Source organism: Gemmobacter sp. LW-1 (assembly GCF_001303875.1).
GTDB classification, from domain to species: Bacteria; Pseudomonadota; Alphaproteobacteria; order Rhodobacterales; family Rhodobacteraceae; genus Gemmobacter; species Gemmobacter caeni.
Window position 1 is genome coordinate 20,162 of record NZ_LJSC01000041.1, and the last position, 16,130, is coordinate 36,291.

Annotated in this window: 16 protein-coding genes, 1 tRNA gene, 1 pseudogene and 1 riboswitch; of the genes and pseudogenes, 10 read left to right on the forward strand and 8 right to left on the reverse strand. The window is 64.4% G+C overall.

What is annotated here, in order from left to right; translation table 11 throughout:
- Positions 1–45 precede the first annotated feature (45 nt).
- Entirely contained in the window at positions 46–579 is a 534-nt protein-coding gene (locus AO684_RS10680) for an invasion associated locus B family protein (protein WP_054302739.1), read from the forward strand.
- 141 nt (positions 580–720) lie between these two features.
- Positions 721–1,911 carry a 23S rRNA (adenine(2503)-C(2))-methyltransferase RlmN gene (rlmN, locus tag AO684_RS10685; protein WP_054302811.1) on the forward strand — a complete coding sequence of 397 codons (1,191 nt, stop codon included), beginning with the start codon at positions 721–723 and terminating at the stop codon, positions 1,909–1,911.
- 12 nt (positions 1,912–1,923) lie between these two features.
- Here the strand turns inward: rlmN and AO684_RS10690 are convergent, their stop codons facing one another.
- Positions 1,924–3,411 (reverse strand): hypothetical protein, encoded by a 1,488-nt coding sequence (locus AO684_RS10690; RefSeq protein WP_054302740.1) that lies wholly within the window; start codon positions 3,409–3,411, stop codon positions 1,924–1,926.
- A gap of 299 nt (positions 3,412–3,710) precedes the next feature.
- On the opposite strand from AO684_RS10690, the gene AO684_RS10695 reads away from it, so the two are divergent.
- Positions 3,711–4,931, forward strand: coding sequence for a winged helix-turn-helix domain-containing protein (locus tag AO684_RS10695; protein WP_054302741.1), 1,221 nt, complete (start codon positions 3,711–3,713; stop codon positions 4,929–4,931).
- Between the two features lie 12 nt (positions 4,932–4,943).
- Here the strand turns inward: AO684_RS10695 and AO684_RS10700 are convergent, their stop codons facing one another.
- Complete coding sequence (locus tag AO684_RS10700) at positions 4,944–5,825, reverse strand: N-formylglutamate amidohydrolase (protein WP_054302742.1); 882 nt, start codon at positions 5,823–5,825, stop codon at positions 4,944–4,946.
- A gap of 135 nt (positions 5,826–5,960) precedes the next feature.
- On the opposite strand from AO684_RS10700, the gene AO684_RS10705 reads away from it, so the two are divergent.
- Both AO684_RS10705 and ykgO read left to right on the forward strand, forming a co-directional pair.
- A tRNA-Val gene (locus AO684_RS10705) sits at positions 5,961–6,035 on the forward strand.
- 63 nt (positions 6,036–6,098) lie between these two features.
- Complete coding sequence (ykgO, locus tag AO684_RS10710; protein ID WP_054302743.1) at positions 6,099–6,224, forward strand: type B 50S ribosomal protein L36; 126 nt, start codon at positions 6,099–6,101, stop codon at positions 6,222–6,224.
- A 60-nt stretch (positions 6,225–6,284) separates the two neighbouring features.
- Here the strand turns inward: ykgO and AO684_RS10715 are convergent, their stop codons facing one another.
- On the reverse strand, positions 6,285–6,851 hold the full coding sequence (locus AO684_RS10715; RefSeq protein ID WP_054302744.1) for a peroxidase-related enzyme: 567 nt from the start codon (positions 6,849–6,851) through the stop codon (positions 6,285–6,287).
- A 108-nt stretch (positions 6,852–6,959) separates the two neighbouring features.
- Between AO684_RS10715 and AO684_RS10720 the strand changes: the two genes are divergently transcribed.
- Positions 6,960–7,571, forward strand: coding sequence for a glutathione S-transferase (locus tag AO684_RS10720; protein ID WP_054302745.1), 612 nt, complete (start codon positions 6,960–6,962; stop codon positions 7,569–7,571).
- Between the two features lie 13 nt (positions 7,572–7,584).
- On the opposite strand, the gene AO684_RS10725 is transcribed toward AO684_RS10720, so the two are convergent.
- Positions 7,585–8,160 carry a phosphatase PAP2 family protein gene (locus tag AO684_RS10725; protein WP_054302746.1) on the reverse strand — a complete coding sequence of 192 codons (576 nt, stop codon included), beginning with the start codon at positions 8,158–8,160 and terminating at the stop codon, positions 7,585–7,587.
- Between the two features lie 254 nt (positions 8,161–8,414).
- Here AO684_RS10725 and petA point away from each other — a divergent pair, with 254 nt between their 5' ends.
- The 3 genes from petA to AO684_RS10740 are packed head-to-tail and all read left to right on the forward strand — an operon-like array spanning position 8,415 to position 11,108.
- Positions 8,415–8,975: a ubiquinol-cytochrome c reductase iron-sulfur subunit gene (gene petA, locus AO684_RS10730; RefSeq protein WP_054302747.1), complete on the forward strand. Its 561-nt coding sequence runs from the start codon at positions 8,415–8,417 to the stop codon at positions 8,973–8,975.
- Between the two features lie 11 nt (positions 8,976–8,986).
- Complete coding sequence (gene petB, locus AO684_RS10735; protein ID WP_054302748.1) at positions 8,987–10,300, forward strand: cytochrome b; 1,314 nt, start codon at positions 8,987–8,989, stop codon at positions 10,298–10,300.
- Positions 10,301–10,319: 19 nt separating this feature from the next.
- The gene (locus AO684_RS10740) at positions 10,320–11,108 is read left to right on the forward strand and encodes a cytochrome c1 (protein ID WP_054302749.1); all 789 of its coding nucleotides are present in this window, start codon (positions 10,320–10,322) and stop codon (positions 11,106–11,108) included.
- Positions 11,109–11,156: 48 nt separating this feature from the next.
- On the opposite strand, the gene AO684_RS10745 is transcribed toward AO684_RS10740, so the two are convergent.
- From AO684_RS10745 to thyX, 4 genes are all read right to left on the reverse strand, one after another.
- The gene (locus AO684_RS10745; RefSeq protein WP_054302750.1) at positions 11,157–11,840 is read right to left on the reverse strand and encodes an ATP-binding cassette domain-containing protein; all 684 of its coding nucleotides are present in this window, start codon (positions 11,838–11,840) and stop codon (positions 11,157–11,159) included.
- Positions 11,827–13,353: an ABC transporter permease subunit gene (locus tag AO684_RS10750; RefSeq protein ID WP_054302751.1), complete on the reverse strand. Its 1,527-nt coding sequence runs from the start codon at positions 13,351–13,353 to the stop codon at positions 11,827–11,829. Before AO684_RS10750 ends, AO684_RS10745 begins: the two co-directional genes overlap by 14 nt.
- Positions 13,329–14,309 carry a thiamine ABC transporter substrate binding subunit gene (gene thiB, locus AO684_RS10755; protein WP_054302812.1) on the reverse strand — a complete coding sequence of 327 codons (981 nt, stop codon included), beginning with the start codon at positions 14,307–14,309 and terminating at the stop codon, positions 13,329–13,331. Before thiB ends, AO684_RS10750 begins: the two co-directional genes overlap by 25 nt.
- Positions 14,310–14,348: 39 nt before the next feature.
- Positions 14,349–14,449: riboswitch (TPP riboswitch) on the reverse strand.
- A 91-nt stretch (positions 14,450–14,540) separates the two neighbouring features.
- Positions 14,541–15,446, reverse strand: coding sequence for an FAD-dependent thymidylate synthase (gene thyX, locus AO684_RS10760; RefSeq protein WP_054302752.1), 906 nt, complete (start codon positions 15,444–15,446; stop codon positions 14,541–14,543).
- A gap of 192 nt (positions 15,447–15,638) precedes the next feature.
- Between thyX and AO684_RS22015 the strand changes: the two are divergent.
- A pseudogene (locus AO684_RS22015) lies at positions 15,639–16,130 on the forward strand (hypothetical protein); the annotation flags it as partial.

The following is a 16,130-nucleotide window of genomic DNA, read 5'->3' on the forward strand; positions in this document are numbered from 1 at the left end:
CTGGCGGGGCGGCAGAGGCAAAGACACGGCTGGAGGCTGTATCAGATGACATCCCTTCTCGCACGCACGCTTGGCGGGGCAGCGCTGGCATTCGTTGCGGTGACCGGAGCGCAGGCGCAGGAATCGACCAACCAGGTTGCGGTTCAGACCGACTGGTCTGTGTTCGTGGAACCCAAGGATGGCAAGCCCAAGGAATGCTGGGGCGTTTCGGTTCCCAAGGAAACGGTGAACAGCCGGGACGGCAAGCCTGTCTCGGCTCGCCGTGGCGACATCCTGCTGTTCGTCACCTATCGCGCAGGCGGTGGTGGTCGGGGCGAGGTGAGCTTCACCGGCGGCTATCCTTTCGCCAGCGGATCGACCGTAACGGTGGATATTGGCGGCACGACCTTCGATCTGTTCACCGATGGCGAATTCGCCTGGGCCGCGCCGGAACAGGATGCGTCCATCCTTGCGGCGATGAAGAAGGGCAACAGTGCCATTCTTTCGGCCCGGTCCGGGCGCGGGACGCAGACCAAGGATACGTTCTCGCTGCGCGGCTTCACCGCAGCGATGGACGATGCGGCCAAACGCTGCCAGTAAAGCGGTGATCTGGTCCCCCGCAGGCCGCCTTCGGGCGGCCTTTTGCGTTTCGTCGCCCAAGCCCCTTTGGCAAAGGCGGCGATTTCCTGTATGAACCCCCTTCATCCGAAGGAATCCGTTGCCATGAACGCCCCGAATCCCATGCCCGAGGCTCCCGCTGCCGTCGCCCCGATCACGCAGGACGTGCTGACCATCCCGCGCAAACTGCCTGAGGGCGGGTTGCGCAATCTCGTCGGCCTCACGCGCGATCAGTTGCGCGACGCGCTGATTGCGGCGGGCACGCCGGAAAAGCAGGCCAAGATGCGGGTCGGGCAGATCTGGCAATGGATCTACCATTGGGGCGTGCGCGACTTCGCCGCCATGACCAATCTGGCGAAGGATTATCGCGCGCTGCTTGCCGAGCATTTCGAGATTTCGGTGCCCGAGGTCGTGACGCGGCAAGTGTCAGCCGATGGTACGCGGAAATATCTGCTGCGCATCGCGGGCGGGCACGAGGTCGAGGCGGTCTATATTCCCGAGGAAACCCGTGGGACGCTGTGCATCTCCAGCCAGGTTGGCTGCACGCTGAACTGTTCGTTCTGCCACACCGGCACGCAAAAGCTGGTGCGCAATCTGACAGCGGCGGAAATCGTCGGTCAGGTTATGGTGGCGCGCGACGATCTGGGCGAATGGCCGGTGCCGGGTGCGCCGAAGGATGAGACGCGGCTGGTGTCGAACGTCGTGCTGATGGGCATGGGCGAGCCGCTTTACAACTTCGACAATGTGCGCGACGCGATGAAGGTGGTGATGGATGGCGAAGGCATCAGCCTGTCGCGTCGCCGCATCACCCTTTCCACCAGCGGCATCGTGCCGGAAATCGCCCGCACGGCCGAGGAAATCGGCTGTCTGCTGGCGATCAGCTTCCACGCCACCACCGACGAGGTGCGTGACCGTCTGGTGCCGGTGAACAAGAAATGGAATATCGCCACCCTGCTGGACGCGCTGCGCGACTACCCGCGCCTGTCGAACAGCGAACGCATTACCTTTGAATATGTGATGCTGAAAGGCGTGAACGACAGCGATGCCGATGCAAAACGTCTGGTGAAGCTGATCGCGGGCATTCCGGCCAAGATCAACCTGATCCCCTTCAACGAATGGCCCGGTGCGCCTTATGAGCGTTCCGACTGGGAGCGGATCGAGGCCTTTGCCGACATCGTCTACAAGGCCGGTTACGCCAGCCCCATCCGTACCCCGCGCGGCGAGGATATCATGGCGGCCTGTGGCCAGTTGAAATCGGCGACCGAACGCGCGCGCAAGTCGCGCGCCGAAATCGCGTCGGAAGCCGGGCTGTAAGCCCGGCGCCGGTCAGACGAAGACGATCTGATCGCGGTCAGCCCAGACCAGATCGGTGAAGCGCAGATGCGCCTCGCCGATGGTGATTTCCAGCTTGCGACCACTATAGCGGCTGAATACCGGCTCAGCCTCGCCGTCGATACGGATCGAGTCGGTCCCTGTGTCGAAGCCCATGATCCGGTCGATACCCTTGTCCCGCGCCGGATCGATGATCACCACATGGTCCCAGCCGCTCAGGCGCAGCACGTCATCCCCCCGACCGCCGCTCACCTCAGCGTAAATGCTGTTCCTGCGGACGACCAGCACATCGGCGCCCGATCCCCCGAGCAGGGTGGAATTGCCTCCGATCATCTCCAGCCGGTCATCGCCCGCGCCGCCCGACAGGATGTCATTCCCCGAGGTCGAGATGAGCGTGTCATTTCCGCCGTCACCATGAAGCAGATCATCCCCGTAATCATAGCGACCGCTGTCCGAGGTAATGTGGTCGTCGCCCGTTCCGCCGCGGAGCAGATCCGAACCCGAGCCGCCTTGCAGCGTGTCACTGCCCGCGCCGCCGAACAGTAACTCGTCCGCCCAGCCGCCCGTCAGGCTGTCGTTCCCACCTTCGCCATAGAGCCTGCCCTGCGTATCTGTCAGGACGTCAGCGCCACGACCACCCCGGAGAACATCATCCTCCCCGCCGCCGATGATCGTATCATTCCCGCCCATGCCCGACAGGGTGCTCTGGCCAATGGGGCCAAGCAAGAACTCCGAGCGGCTGCTCATTTTCAGACTTACGCCGAAGCCGTCCGCCTCAACCTGCCAGCCTTTCGTGTTCAGTGGCTGGCCATAAAGCTTCTGAAGCGCCTCAGTATCCAGGGAGCGGTAGCTTGAGAAAAAACTGTTCCCGCTTTGCGTGTAGGACATCAGGGTATTGCTGCTGTTGTCATGCTGACCCGGCAGGGTGACCGAGCCTTCGAACGGGTGCTTCAGACCAAGAGCATGGCCCAGTTCATGCAGCATCACCTCGAAAGCGAAGGTTCCGGGCGCGTAACTGGTGTTCTGCGGAAAATCCAGCACGAGATCCCCGCCGCTTGGCAACGAGCCGTCAACCCAAGGATAATTGGCCCAGCCCGCATAGCGATTGGTGCTGATGGAGTTGTAAATGTCGATCATCGCCCCGCCGGACTCGCTTTCAACCAGCAGGATCCCGGCGGTTTTCATGGCGATGTCGGCGGCCTTACGGAATTCTTCGCGCTGTGCCGCGTTGAACGGAATATAGCGGTCACTGTCGTAGGGGTTGACGTCGGACAGTGAGGGCAATTCCTTTTTAGACAGAAAGGAATAGGTCACGACAACGGGCGTTTTGAGATCCGTGAGGGCGTTCCAGCGCGCGCTGGGGTGCTCAAGATAGGCCAGCAGGGCGCGCGAGCTGCCTGCGGGGGGCGCGGGAATCTCTGCGCCGGGGCCATCATCCCCTTCACCCGGACTTTTGGCACCAAGCACACACAACAGACACATGCACGGCCTCCTACTGGCAAGATACAACCTTGGGGCGTGAACTTAGTCTGTGGGCAGGAGTGGCACAAGAGGCGGTGACCGCCGCTGAGGGCCGTGCCGCCCTGTCGGGTCAGGCCGGGCTCAGGATGCGGCTACCGTAGAAATCGAACCATTGCGGCAAGTCTGTGCTTGGGCGCCTGGGTGGCGCTTCGCCTGCTGCAATCCATAATTGCTGTGGCAAGCCGGAATGCAGCGCGGAACAGACACGGGCGCGGGGTTCTCTGGCTTGTCTGTGGCGCGCCTGCTGCTAACCTGCGGCCATGTCTCAGCTCCCGCTTGTTCCCAACGCCCGCGCCCGGCGCATTTTTCTGGACCGTCATGCGCTGGCCGAGGCGCCGTCAGGTGTGGCCAGTGGTGCGGCGCTGCATGAACTGATCACCCGGATCGGGTTCGTGCAGGTGGACAGCATCAACACCGTATCGCGGGCGCATCACATGATCCTGTGGGCGCGGCGTCAAAGCTATCGCCCCGAGGCGCTGGCCCGGCTGATGGAGCGTGACCGGCTGCTGTGGGAACACTGGACCCACGATGCCTCGATCCTGCCGGTGGCGTGGTTTCCGTTCTGGCGGCGCCGGTTTGAACAGGATCGCGCCCGTCTGGTGCAGCGCTGGACCGGCTGGCAGCGCGCGGGATTCCACGAGAAGTTTGACGAGGTGCTGGCACGGGTTGCCGATCATGGTCCCGTCACCTCGGCCGATGTGGGGGAGGGGGAGGCGCGCGGGTCTGGTGGCTGGTGGGACTGGCATCCGTCAAAGGCGGCGCTGGAATATCTGTGGCGCGTGGGCGAGCTGTCGGTGACGCGGCGCGAGGGGTTCCGCAAGGTTTATGACCTGACCGAGCGGGTGATCCCGGCGGAATGGCGTGCCCACCTGCATGATGATGCAGCGGTTATCGACTGGGCCTGCAATACCGCGCTGGACCGGCTGGGCTTTGCAACACCGGGCGAGCTGGCGGCCTATTGGGCTGCTGTCACGCCGGATGAGGCAAAGGTCTGGTCCGAAGCCGCGCTGGCCTCGGGCGCTGCGATTCGTGTCGCGGTGGAAGGGGCCGATGGCAGTCTGCGCACCCATCTGGCCCGTCCCGATCTGCCGCAGTTCGACCCGCCCGAACCGCCGGGGCGCCTCCGCATCCTTTCGCCCTTCGATCCGGCCCTGCGCGACCGCAAGCGGGCCGAGCGACTGTTCGGGTTTCATTACCGGATCGAGGTTTTCGTGCCCGAGCCGCAGCGGCGGTTCGGCTATTACGTCTTTCCGGTGCTGGAGGGCGCACGGCTGGTGGGGCGTGTGGATGCCAGGGCGCAGCGCGACCGGGGCGTGCTGGCGGTCCGTGCCTTCTGGCCCGAGGCCGGAGTGTCGATGGGGACGGGACGCCGCGCGCGGCTGGAGGCGGAACTGGATCGCCTCGCCCGGTTTTGTGGCTGTGATAACGGTGTCGAATTTGCCGCCGACTGGCTGCGCGACCATCTGCCGCCTGAACGTTGAGGCCGGACGGCGCTATTCCGCTGCCAGTGGCATCGCGCCGCCGGGGCGGCGGAATGCCCCCGCGAGTTCGGTGATGATGCCGCCGATCACCTGCCGGAAGGCGGTGAAATCCGTACTGCGGCGGATCGCTGTTTCGTCCATATAAAGCGCGCGGTCGATTTCGATCTGCACCACATGCTGCTGCTGCGACGGGCGGCCATAGGTCTGGGCAATATAGGCCCCGGCGAAGGGTGCATTGCGGACCACCCGCAGGCCCGCGCGGCGGAAGGCGGCCTCGATCCGATCCGTTACCTCGCGCGCCGCAGAAGCGCCGAAACGGTCGCCCAGCACGACCTCGGGATGGGCAATGCCGGGGCGTGAATGCACCTCGATCGCCTCATGTGGCATGGAATGCCAGTCGAGCAGGATGGCCTGCCCCGCGCCCAGATGCGCCTCGCGCAGCAGTGTCTTCAACTGGTCGTGCCACGGATGCCAGTGCCGCGCGATGCGTGCTTCCGCCTCGGCCAGGGAAATCTTTCCGCGATAGATATTGCGACCCTGCGCCACCACACGGGGAATCACCCCTAACCCGGAACTGACGCGCGGATTATGCGCCGCCCGGCCGATTCCCTCGATCACTGCCGGGTCAAGTTCGTCGCTGCCCCGGTTCAGATCCAGAAACGCCCGTGGTACCCGCGCCGCCAGAAGCGGGATGCCCGCTGCCGGCGCCGTGCCGATAAGCTCGTCGACAAAGGCGTCTTCCGAGCTGCGGATCTGGGATGAATCGAGCAGAATGTTATCGAGAAACGCCGGATCATAGGCCCGGCCGCTATGCGGCGATGAAAATACCAGCGGCCCCCGCCCGATCTGCGGGGTGTTCAGGACATAGGCTTCGGTTTCGGTCCGGTGGATCATGTCAAAAGGTATAGCGCGGATTTTTCTGTTGTCGAAACCCCTTGAACACCGCTGCGACTCTCTTTATAGACCCCTCCACGACGCGGTTCTGCCCGCGTCCTTTGTTTTTACAAAGGCTGCGGCAGGGGCAAGTCAGGGCGGTTAGCTCAGCGGTAGAGCACTACGTTGACATCGTAGTGGCCACTGGTTCGATCCCAGTACCGCCCACCATTTTCGTCCCGCAAGGGGCACAAGGCAAGAAGGCGCACGCGCGCCGCGATAAGGAGACGACCCATGAAGGTCAAGAACTCGCTGCGCTCGCTGAAGACGCGTCACCGCGACTGTCAGGTTGTGCGCCGTAAAGGCCGGGTCTATGTGATCAACAAGACCCAGAAGCGCTACAAGGCCCGTCAGGGCTGATTGGCGCCAAGCCATCGCTTTGGAAAGACCGCCGCGGGAAACCCGGCGGTCTTTTTCATTTCAGCGCGCCATGGCGTGATATTCGGGGTTCGGCCGCATCTCAACCGCCGCCGCCAGCCGGTTCGACATGTTGTAGAAAGCGGCGACGGCGGCGATATCCCAGATATCCGCATCGCTGAAGCCTTCGGCGCGCAGGGTGGCCCGGTCGGACTCGCCCATTTCGGCGGGATGGTTGGTCAGCTTCACCGCGAAGGCCAGCATGGCCCGCTGCCGGGGGGAGATATCGGCCACGCGCCAGTTCTGCGCCACGGTTTCCGCCAGCGCCGGATCGCCGGAAAGCTGGCGCAGCGCCGCGCCATGGGCGGTCAGGCAATAGACGCAGGCATTCTGCGCCGAAACGGCGACCGCGATCATCTCGCGTTCCGCCTTGGTCAGTCCCGAGGGTGCCAGCATCAGGTCATTATACATCGCACTGAAGGCGCGCAGTTTTTCCGCGTCGAAAGCATAGGCCAGCAGCACATTCGGGATCATGCCCAGCTTTTCCTGACACTTGCCGAAATAGGCGGCGATGTCGTCGGGCAGCGGGTTTTCGGGCTCCAGATCCAGCGCGGTTACGGTTTCGGTCATTGCATCCTCCCTTATAAGTGACAGCCTGCACCGAAGCGGGAAAGGTTCCAACGCGAAATCGCGGGGCTATGCTGCCTGAAGTCGAATCGCCGACCGGAGGACAGGATCATGCGGCTGTTTCATTCCCCGACCTCGCCCTATGTGCGTAAGGTCATGGTTTTGCTGCACGAAACCGGGCTGCTGCCAAGGGTCGAACTGGTGGCGGCGCAGGGCACGCCGGTTGATCCGGGGTCCATGCCGGTGGACCGCAATCCACTGGGCAAGATTCCAGCGCTGGAAACCGACGAGGGGGTGGCGCTTTATGACAGCCGGGTGATCTGTCGCTATCTGGATGATCTGGGCACCGCAGGGCTTTACCCGCCTGCGCCCGCCCTGTGGGAGGTGCTGACACTGGAAGCGACAGCGGACGGTATCCTCGATGCCGCGATCCTGATGGTCTACGAATCGCGGGTGCGGCCCGAGGAGCGGCGGCATCCCGACTGGGTGGAAGGGCAGTGGGCCAAGATCGCCCGTGCGCTGGATGCGGCCGAACGGCGGTGGTCCGGTCATCTGGCCGGGCCGCTGGACATGGGCCAGATCGCCCTGGGTTGTGCGCTGGCCTACCTGGACTTCCGGCATTCTGACCGACCGTGGCGCGCAGCGCATCCGCATCTCGCCGCCTGGGAGGCCGAGTTTTCCGGCCGGGCCTCGATGCTGGCGACGCGCCCGTCAACGGTTTGATTTCGAAGGGCTTCTAGGTTCTGGAAGGCAGGTGCGACCAGAGGCTGCGGCGGCAGGCGGCGCGCAGGCTGCCAAGCCATCGGATCACGGTGCGGCGTGCGTGGCTGTCGCGGCGCAGCACGCGTTCTCCCAGCCAGCCCAGAACGGCCCCGGCCAGAACCTGCCAGATGTCATGGGCCTGCGCCTGAATGCGTGAGGCCCCCACAAAACCCGCCCCGATCACCACCACCGCACGGGCGACCGGATGCGGCGGCAGGCAGTCATGCAGCAGCGCGCTGGCGCCGAAACCGGCAGCGGCGGTATGCGCCGAGGGGAAGCCATGGCTGCCACCGCCGGGCCGCCGGTTCAGCGCCGTGTTGCCCAGCAGTTGCTTGGTGCCATGCGCAACGGCAAGCACCCCGGTAAACCGCAGAAGCAGCTCGCCCGCCCGGCCATCCGCTGCGGCACAGGCCAGGGCCACGACCGGCAGCGCGATCTGAAGCCGGTCGCCATAGCGCCGCGCCGCCGGTTCGCAGAGAATCAGGCTCAGCGACAGAGCTGCCAGCACCAGCTGGACACGGCCGAGCAATTTCCAGAAGGGCCTGATCATCGGTGCCTCCGCCACTTGCGCGCCTGCCTAACGTGCCGATGTAACAGGCAGTTCACGCGCCCGTGTCGCAGGCATTGTGGCATTGCGAGGGGCGAATGATGCGAAAATGCCGCATCAAACCGGGGCCTGCGCGCCTATGACCGCTGGACGTGACGGGGGCGCTTGGCTAAAACCCGCCCATCACGGCTGCGGGCGACCGCCGCCCCTGATTTGCATGGGTCGCATGAGGCGGCCCTTGAGAGGGAGAAGATCTCGTGTCCCACGCAGAAGATCACGCAGGCACCCGCAGGGATTTCCTGTACTATGCAACGGCTGGTGCCGGCGCCGTCGCTACCGGCGCGGCGGTCTGGCCGCTGATCAACCAGATGAACGCTTCGGCTGACGTGCGCGCCCTTGCCTCGATCCATGTCGATGTCTCCAATGTGGCTGTGGGCTCGCAGCTCACCGTGAAATGGCTTGGCAAGCCGGTCTTCATCCGCCGCCGCACCCCCGAAGAGATCGACGCCGGACGCGCCGTTGCGCTGACCGATCTCGTCGATCCCCATGCCGACAATGCCAATAAGCCGGATGCCGATGCCGCCGACCAGAACCGCACGCTGGACGAAGCGGGCGAGTGGCTGGTGATGATGGGCGTCTGCACCCACCTCGGCTGCGTGCCGCTGGGCAATGGCGCCGGTGACTTCGGCGGCTGGTTCTGCCCCTGCCACGGCTCGCACTACGATACGGCTGGCCGCATCCGCAGAGGGCCCGCGCCGCGTAACCTGCCTGTGCCGGTGGCGCAGTTCACCGATCCGAACACCATCAAGCTGGGCTGAGGGAGACACCGATGGCCGGAATTCCGCACGACCATTACGAGCCCAAGACGGGCATCGAAAAGTGGCTGCATTCGCGCCTCCCGATTGTCGGGCTGGCCTATGACACGCTGATGATCCCCACCCCGAAGAACCTCAACTGGATGTGGATCTGGGGCATCATCCTGACCTTCTGCCTTGCATTGCAGATCGTGACCGGCATCGTGCTGGTGATGCACTACACGCCGCATGTCGATCTGGCCTTCGCCAGCGTCGAGCACATCATGCGTGACGTGAACGGCGGCTTCGCCCTGCGTTATCTGCATGCCAACGGCGCCTCGCTGTTCTTCGTGGCCGTTTACCTGCACATCTTCCGGGGTCTCTACTACGGCAGCTACAAGGCGCCGCGCGAAGTGACCTGGATCGTCGGTATGCTGATCTACCTCTGCATGATGGGCACCGCCTTCATGGGCTATGTTCTGCCCTGGGGGCAGATGTCCTTCTGGGGCGCGACCGTGATCACCGGCCTGTTCGGCGCCATTCCGGGCATCGGGCCGGATATCCAGGCCTGGCTGCTGGGCGGACCGGCTGTCGATAACGCCACGCTGAACCGCTTCTTCTCGCTGCACTACTTGCTGCCCTTCGTGATCGCGGCCCTCGTCGCCGTGCACATCTGGGCCTTCCACACCACCGGCAACAACAACCCCACCGGGGTCGATGTGCGCCGCGGGTCGAAGGAAGAGGCGAAGAAAGACACCGTTCCGTTCTGGCCCTACTACGTCATCAAGGATCTGTTTGCGCTGGCCGTGATTCTGGTGGTGTTCTTCGCCATCGTCGGTTTCATGCCGAACTACCTTGGCCACCCGGACAACTATATCGAGGCGAACCCGCTGGCGACGCCTGCGCATATCGTGCCGGAATGGTACTTCCTGCCGTTCTACGCCATCCTGCGTGCCTTCACTTCGGACGTCTGGGCGGTGCAGTTCGTTCAGTTCATCACCTTCGGCATCGTGGACGCCAAGTTCTTCGGCGTGCTGGCGATGTTCGGCGCGATCGCGGTCATGGCGCTGGCGCCCTGGCTCGATACCTCGTCGGTGCGTTCGGGCAAGTATCGTCCGATGTTCAAATGGTGGTTCTGGCTGCTCTGCGTCGACTTCATGGTCCTGATGTGGGTTGGCGCCCAGTCGACCGAGTTCCCCTATGACTGGATCTCGCTCATCGCTGCGACCTACTGGTTCGCCTACTTCCTCGTGATACTGCCGCTTCTTGGCGTGATCGAAAAGCCGCTGGCCATCCCGGCGACCATCGAGGAAGACTTCAAGGCCCATTATCCGCACGCGGCCGAGTGAGAGAAAGGAAGTAACTGAGATGCTTCGCAAAATCGCAATCAGCGCGATCTCGGCTCTGGCCATCACCTCCGGCGCCGCCATGGCTGCCGGTGGCGGCGGCCACATCGAGGATGTCGCCTTCTCCTTCGAAGGTCCGTTCGGCAAGTTCGAAAAGAACCAGCTCCAGCGCGGTCTTCAGGTCTTCACCGAAGTCTGTGCGGCCTGCCACGGTCTGAAATATGTGTCGATCCGCACGCTTTCGGACGAGGGCGGCCCGCAGCTTCCCGATGATCAGGTCCGTGCCTATGCCAAGAACTTCTCGGTGGTCGACAAGGACACCGGCGAAGAGCGTGAGGCGGTCCCGTCGGATCACTTCCCGCCGAACACCGGCGCGGGTGCCCCTGACCTCAGCCTGATGGCCAAGGCGCGTGCGGGTTTCCACGGCCCTTACGGCACGGGTCTGAGCCAGCTGTTCAACGGCATCGGCGGCCCGGAATACATCCATGCGATTCTCACCGGCTATACCGGCGAGACCAAGGAAGAAGCGGGCGAGACCTATTACGAGAACCACGCCTTCTCGACCGGCTGGATCAAGATGCCCCCGCCGCTGGCGGATGATCAGGTGACCTATATCGACGGTCATCCCGCGACGGTGGACGCCATGTCGGAAGACGTGTCGGCCTTCCTGATGTGGACCGCCGAGCCGAAACTGATGGCGCGCAAACAGATGGGTTTTGTCGCCGTTCTGTTCCTGATCGGCCTTTCGACGCTGCTTTACCTGACCAACAAGCGGCTCTGGGCCAAGGTTAAGGGCAAGAAGCTGGTCTGATCTGGCGCCTGAGAAACGAAAAGCCCCGCAGGAAACTGCGGGGCTTTTTCATGTGCCGAGATAGCGGGCCAGCGCAGGTGGCGGATTGGCGAATAGCGCTTCCGTTGATGCAGGGGGGGCGGCGACACCATCAGCCACCAGAATGGTGTGCGAAGAAAAGCGCTGCGCATCCTCGGGGTCATGCGTGACCATGAGGACCAGCGCCGGACCCGCGAGTTCTTCGACCAGCGCCAGCATTTCGGCCTTAAGGGCCGGGCCAAGCGCGGCGAAGGGTTCATCCAGCAGCAGCATCGGCCGGGCGCGCAGCAAGGCGCGGGCCAGCGCAGCGCGGCTTTGCTGGCCGCCCGACAGCGCGGCGGGGCGCCTGTTGCCCAACCCCCCCAGCCCGACCCGCTCCAGCGCCCGGTCAACCGCCGCCGAGTCGACGCGCCGCAGCGAGGGGTCAAGCCCGAGGCCAAGGTTCTGCGCCACAGTCAGATGCGGGAACAGGTTCTGATCCTGAAACAGGATCGACAGCGGGCGCCTGCCCGGCGTCAGCTCGTCCAGCGGCTGACCTTCCCAGCGAATATGACCTGACGCCAGCGGTATGAAGCCTGCAAGAGCATTCAGCAGGGTCGACTTTCCGGCCCCAGAGGGGCCGATGACCGCGATACGCTGGCCCGGCCCGGCCTGCCAGTTGGCGACCAGGCTGAAATCGTCCTGCTGAATCGTGACATTCTCAAAGCTCAGCACCGGCGCGCCCCCATCTGTCACATATCCAGAACACGCCGAAGGCCGCGATCACCAGCAAAAGCGACGCCGCCGCCGCCGCCTCCATCCGATAGGCGGCCATCAGGCGGGAAATCACAAGGGGCAGGGTCGCCCCATGCTCTGCCGCGAACAGCGCGACGACGCCCAGGTCACCAACCGCCAGCGCGGCGGTCAATCCCAGCGCAAAGCCCAGCGGGCGGCGGAGGCGGGGCAGGATCAGCAGGCGGAGCGCGGCCCAGCCACGCAGGCCCAGCGATTCCGCCAGCCTGCCATAATCTGCCACCAGCACGCGCGCCTCTGGCAAAAGGATGCGATAGGCGAAGGGCAGCGCCATGACCGCGGTCACCAGAATGGTGACCGGCACCGCCAGGTCGGGCGGCGCCACGAACGGAAAGACCAGCAGAAATAGCCCGGTACCCAGAACAAGCTGTGATCCGGCCATGGGCAGCATCGCCACCGGCTCCAGCCAGCGGGCCCCTTGGGCGCGGGCCAGCGCCAGCACCAGCGCGGCAGAAACGGCCAGAGGTGCGGTGCAGAGGGCGACCAGCAGCGAGGTCAGCAGGCCGGGCCAGACCCCTGCGGGCAGGCTGGCAAGGCCGGGAACGCCACGCAGCACCACTGCGCCGATGGGCAGGGCGAGGAAGGACGCCGCCAGCCCGATGGCGCCAAAGTCGATCAGCTGCCGCCAGCCGCCGGGCGCGGGCAGATCGGCCTGACGGTCGAGGCCGGCGCCGAATCCGCCCGGCGTGGTGAAGAAGGACGCCAGCGCCACCGCCAGCCCGCAGGTACCCACCTGCATCAGGGCCAGCGTGGCGGCGCGGGGCAGGTCGAACTCGAACCGGATCGCCTGATAGATTGCCAGTTCCACGGTAGTGGCCGCCGGACCGCCGCCCAGAATCAGCACCACGGCAAAGCTGGTCAGGCAGATCGCAAAGACCGCGAGCAGCACGCCGGGCAGCACATCGCGCAGCATCGGTGCCTCGATATGGCGCCAGAAATCGGTGGGCCTGAAATCGAGACTGGCGGCAAGCCTCAGGCGTTCCGCCGGAATGGCCTGCCAGCCTTGCAGCAGCATTCGCGTCGCCAGCGGCATGTTCAGAAAGATATGGGCCAGCACCACGCCGCCCAGCCCGAAGATCGAGACGGGGGCCAGACCCAACAGACGCAGTCCGTCATTCACCAGACCGGCGCGGCCGAAAACCGCCAGCAGGCCCAGCACCGCCACGATGACCGGCAACAGGAAGGGTGCCCCCAGCGCAGTGATCATCAGCCTGCGCCCGGCAAAGCGGCGGCGGGCCAAAGCACGGGCAAGCGGCACCGCACAGGCGGTGGAGGCCAGCGCGGAAAGCGCGGCCTGCGTTACCGTAAAGCGCAATGCGGCCAGATCGGTTGTGCCGACCCCGCCGCGCCCGGCTTGCGCCAGAACGACTGCCACGGGGCCCAGCGTCAGCGCCGCCAGCCCCGCCGCAATCAGCGCGCCAGCGCGGCGCGCCATTCTTCCAGTGCCGGGGCGCGCAGCGCCTCGGCCTCATCCGCGCCCAGCAGCAGCGATTTGGTCGGCTGCACCAGTGTCTCGAACCCTTTCGGCAGCCCTTCGGCCGGCACATGGGCCGGATACATCCAGTTCGTCGTCGGCAGCACCGCCTGCGCCGCATCCGACAGCATATAGGCCATAAAGCGGTCAGCCAGTTCAGGCTGGTCGGAAGCGGCCAGTTTGCCCATCACTTCGACCTGCATATAATTGCCCTCGTCGAAGACGGCGGCGGTCTTGCTGTCATCCTGTTCCGAGATCAGGTGATAGGCGGGCGAGGTGGTGTAGCTGAGCACCATATCCGCCTCGCCTTCAAGGAACATGCCATAGGCTTCGGACCAGCCGGGGGTGACGGTGACGATATTGTCGGCCAGATCCTTCCAGACCTGCGCCGCCTCGTCGCCATAGGCCGCCTTCACCCACATCAAAAGGCCCAGACCGGGGGTGGAGGAACGCGGGTCCTGAATGACGATCTTCAGGTCCGATCCCGCCAGATCACGGAAGTTCTTCGGTGCATCCAATGTGCGGTTGTGGACAAAGGCGAACCAGCCCCAGTCGTAGGGCACGAAGTTCGCATCTTCGAAGGCGACCGGCAGGTCGAGTTCGGGGGCCTGACCATGTGGCGCGAACAGGCCGGTTTCGCGGGCCGCGGCGGTCAGGTTGGTGTCCAGACCCAGAACCACGTCGGCATCGGTCCTTGCGCCTTCCAGTTGCACGCGCGCCAGCAGCGCGGCACCGTCCCCTGCCGGTATGAAGCGCAGATCGCAGCTGCATTCGGCCTCGAAGCCCGTTTCGATGGCCGGGCCGGGGCCCCATTCGGATACGAAGCTGTCATAGGTCAGCACGTTCAGTACCGGGGTCTCTGCCGCCACGGATGTGGCGACAAAAGCGAGACCCGCAGCAAATTTGAGAGATTTCATCGTCATTCTCCTATCTGCGACGGGCGGAGACGGGAGTATGGCCGGGCCACGCACCTTCCCTCCGCCGGTTCTAACCGGTTCAGGTTCAACGGGTCCGCGTTGCCGCATCTCAGCCCAGTAGGGCCCCCCGAGGTGCGGGCGACAATAGGGCAGGGTGAGCCATGTGCAAGGGGAATCGACAGGAAACTGGACGGCGCCACCGGCCCGGGGGAGGTGGCGCCCGGTCGGGGGTCAGCCCCAGACCTCGGTGAACTCGCGCCATTCGCCCTTGCTCATGCCGCTGTCTTCCTGCGCGACTGTTTCGCCCGCGAGGCGACGCTTCAGGACGGCGATGGCCCTGGCCGACAGGGTGACTCCGCCCATGCGGTAATCCTCGAAAGCGCCAAACGCGACCGGCACCCAGTCGGCCACCACTTTCGCAATCGCCTCGGCATAGACGCGAATTTCATATTGTGCATGGGCGTCGGCGCGCAGCCGCAGGAAGTGGAACAGGTTGTGCAGATCGACCTTCCAGTACCATTGCGTATAGATATTGGCGGGCAGGTTCATCCGCGCCAATTCGCGCGCAAGGCCCTGCTGGCCGTCCTGGCTGAGCATTTCCTCGTAATGGTCATAGCTGCGGGCGGCATCGGATTTCAGGATTTCCAGCACCCGCGCCGCTTCATCGCCTTGCAGCACGGCGCCACGGCCCTGATTGTTGACCGTCGATTGCGCGGCCAGATGTTCAGGGGTCGGGATGTAGAACTCACGGTCCATGATCGAATAGCGGGCGCTGTATTCGTTCACATTGGCGGTGCGGTGGCGAATCCACTGGCGCGCGACAAAGATCGGCAGCTTCACATGCAGCTTCACCTCGCACATCTCGAACGGGGTGGAATGCCAGTGCCGCATCAGATAGCGGATCAGGCCGCTGTCGTCGTTCACTTTCCTCGTGCCCGCGCCATAGCTGACCCGCGCGGCCTGCACGATGGCGGCATCGTCGCCCATATAGTCGATCACCCGGACAAAGCCGTGGTCCAGCACCTGATGCGCCCGGTAAAGATGGGCCTCCATCCCTTCGGAGACAGCGCGAAGGGTAGGGCGCGGGGTCGCACGCAGGGCGTCGATCTCGGCTTGCTGTTCAGGGGTCAGGGGCATGGTGTGGTCCTTCGTATGAGTCGGAAACCACTATATCTGGGCGAAGCCCCGCATATAACCCACCGGATGATGCGTGGTGCAGAGATGCCGCAGCCTTCATCCAAAGTGATGAACGGTGCGAAACTCGTTGACTTTACAGGGATTTTGGAAAATCTCGAAAGAAAAACGCAGCAGTGTCACAGGACCGTTATCATGTCTCAGCTTCGTACGGCGCTTGCCGCGCTTCTGCTTTTGTCTGCCTGTAGCGGCAGCCCGTTCGAGGACCCGACCGACGGGGGCACCGATGGTGGCACGGACGGCGGGACCGATGGCGGAATTGACAGCGACCGCGAGCTGCCTCCCGGCACCGCCAGCCCCAAACCGGATAAGCGGATCGTCCGGTACGAGGCGCGGGGTACGGCCTCCACCGATGGCGACAGCGGCAACGGCTATGTGACGAAGGTCAGCTACAACCGCGACAGCGACACGTTCAGCGTGGATGGCCTGCCCTTCGATGGCGACAATGCCTATACCCGTGGCACCAAGGTCGGCTCGCTGGGCAAGGTGGCGGTTTACGAAGGAAAGCCCACCCTGGACGGGATCGAGCAGATCCAGCACCGTGCGCTTTATGGTGTCAGCAGCGACGGGCAGGTCGAATTCGCCATCGTCCGCACCGGCGGTTACGTCGATTACGGCTTCGGCGGG

Excerpts from the sequence above, each read along its gene's own strand:
- petB (WP_054302748.1), top strand. The coding sequence starts at position 8,987 with ATGGCCGGAATTCCGCACGACCATTACGAGCCCAAGACGGGCATCGAA.
- AO684_RS10740 (WP_054302749.1), top strand. The coding sequence starts at position 10,320 with ATGCTTCGCAAAATCGCAATCAGCGCGATCTCGGCTCTGGCCATCACC.
- AO684_RS10695 (WP_054302741.1), top strand. The coding sequence starts at position 3,711 with ATGTCTCAGCTCCCGCTTGTTCCCAACGCCCGCGCCCGGCGCATTTTT.
- AO684_RS10680 (WP_054302739.1), top strand. The coding sequence starts at position 46 with ATGACATCCCTTCTCGCACGCACGCTTGGCGGGGCAGCGCTGGCATTC.
- rlmN (WP_054302811.1), top strand. The coding sequence starts at position 721 with ATGCCCGAGGCTCCCGCTGCCGTCGCCCCGATCACGCAGGACGTGCTG.
- thyX (WP_054302752.1), bottom strand. The coding sequence starts at position 15,446 with ATGCCCCTGACCCCTGAACAGCAAGCCGAGATCGACGCCCTGCGTGCG.
- AO684_RS10720 (WP_054302745.1), top strand. The coding sequence starts at position 6,960 with ATGCGGCTGTTTCATTCCCCGACCTCGCCCTATGTGCGTAAGGTCATG.
- AO684_RS10700 (WP_054302742.1), bottom strand. The coding sequence starts at position 5,825 with ATGATCCACCGGACCGAAACCGAAGCCTATGTCCTGAACACCCCGCAG.
- thiB (WP_054302812.1), bottom strand. The coding sequence starts at position 14,309 with ATGAAATCTCTCAAATTTGCTGCGGGTCTCGCTTTTGTCGCCACATCC.
- ykgO (WP_054302743.1), top strand. The coding sequence starts at position 6,099 with ATGAAGGTCAAGAACTCGCTGCGCTCGCTGAAGACGCGTCACCGCGAC.
- AO684_RS10715 (WP_054302744.1), bottom strand. The coding sequence starts at position 6,851 with ATGACCGAAACCGTAACCGCGCTGGATCTGGAGCCCGAAAACCCGCTG.
- AO684_RS10690 (WP_054302740.1), bottom strand. The coding sequence starts at position 3,411 with ATGTGTCTGTTGTGTGTGCTTGGTGCCAAAAGTCCGGGTGAAGGGGAT.
- AO684_RS10750 (WP_054302751.1), bottom strand. The coding sequence starts at position 13,353 with ATGGCGCGCCGCGCTGGCGCGCTGATTGCGGCGGGGCTGGCGGCGCTG.
- AO684_RS10725 (WP_054302746.1), bottom strand. The coding sequence starts at position 8,160 with ATGATCAGGCCCTTCTGGAAATTGCTCGGCCGTGTCCAGCTGGTGCTG.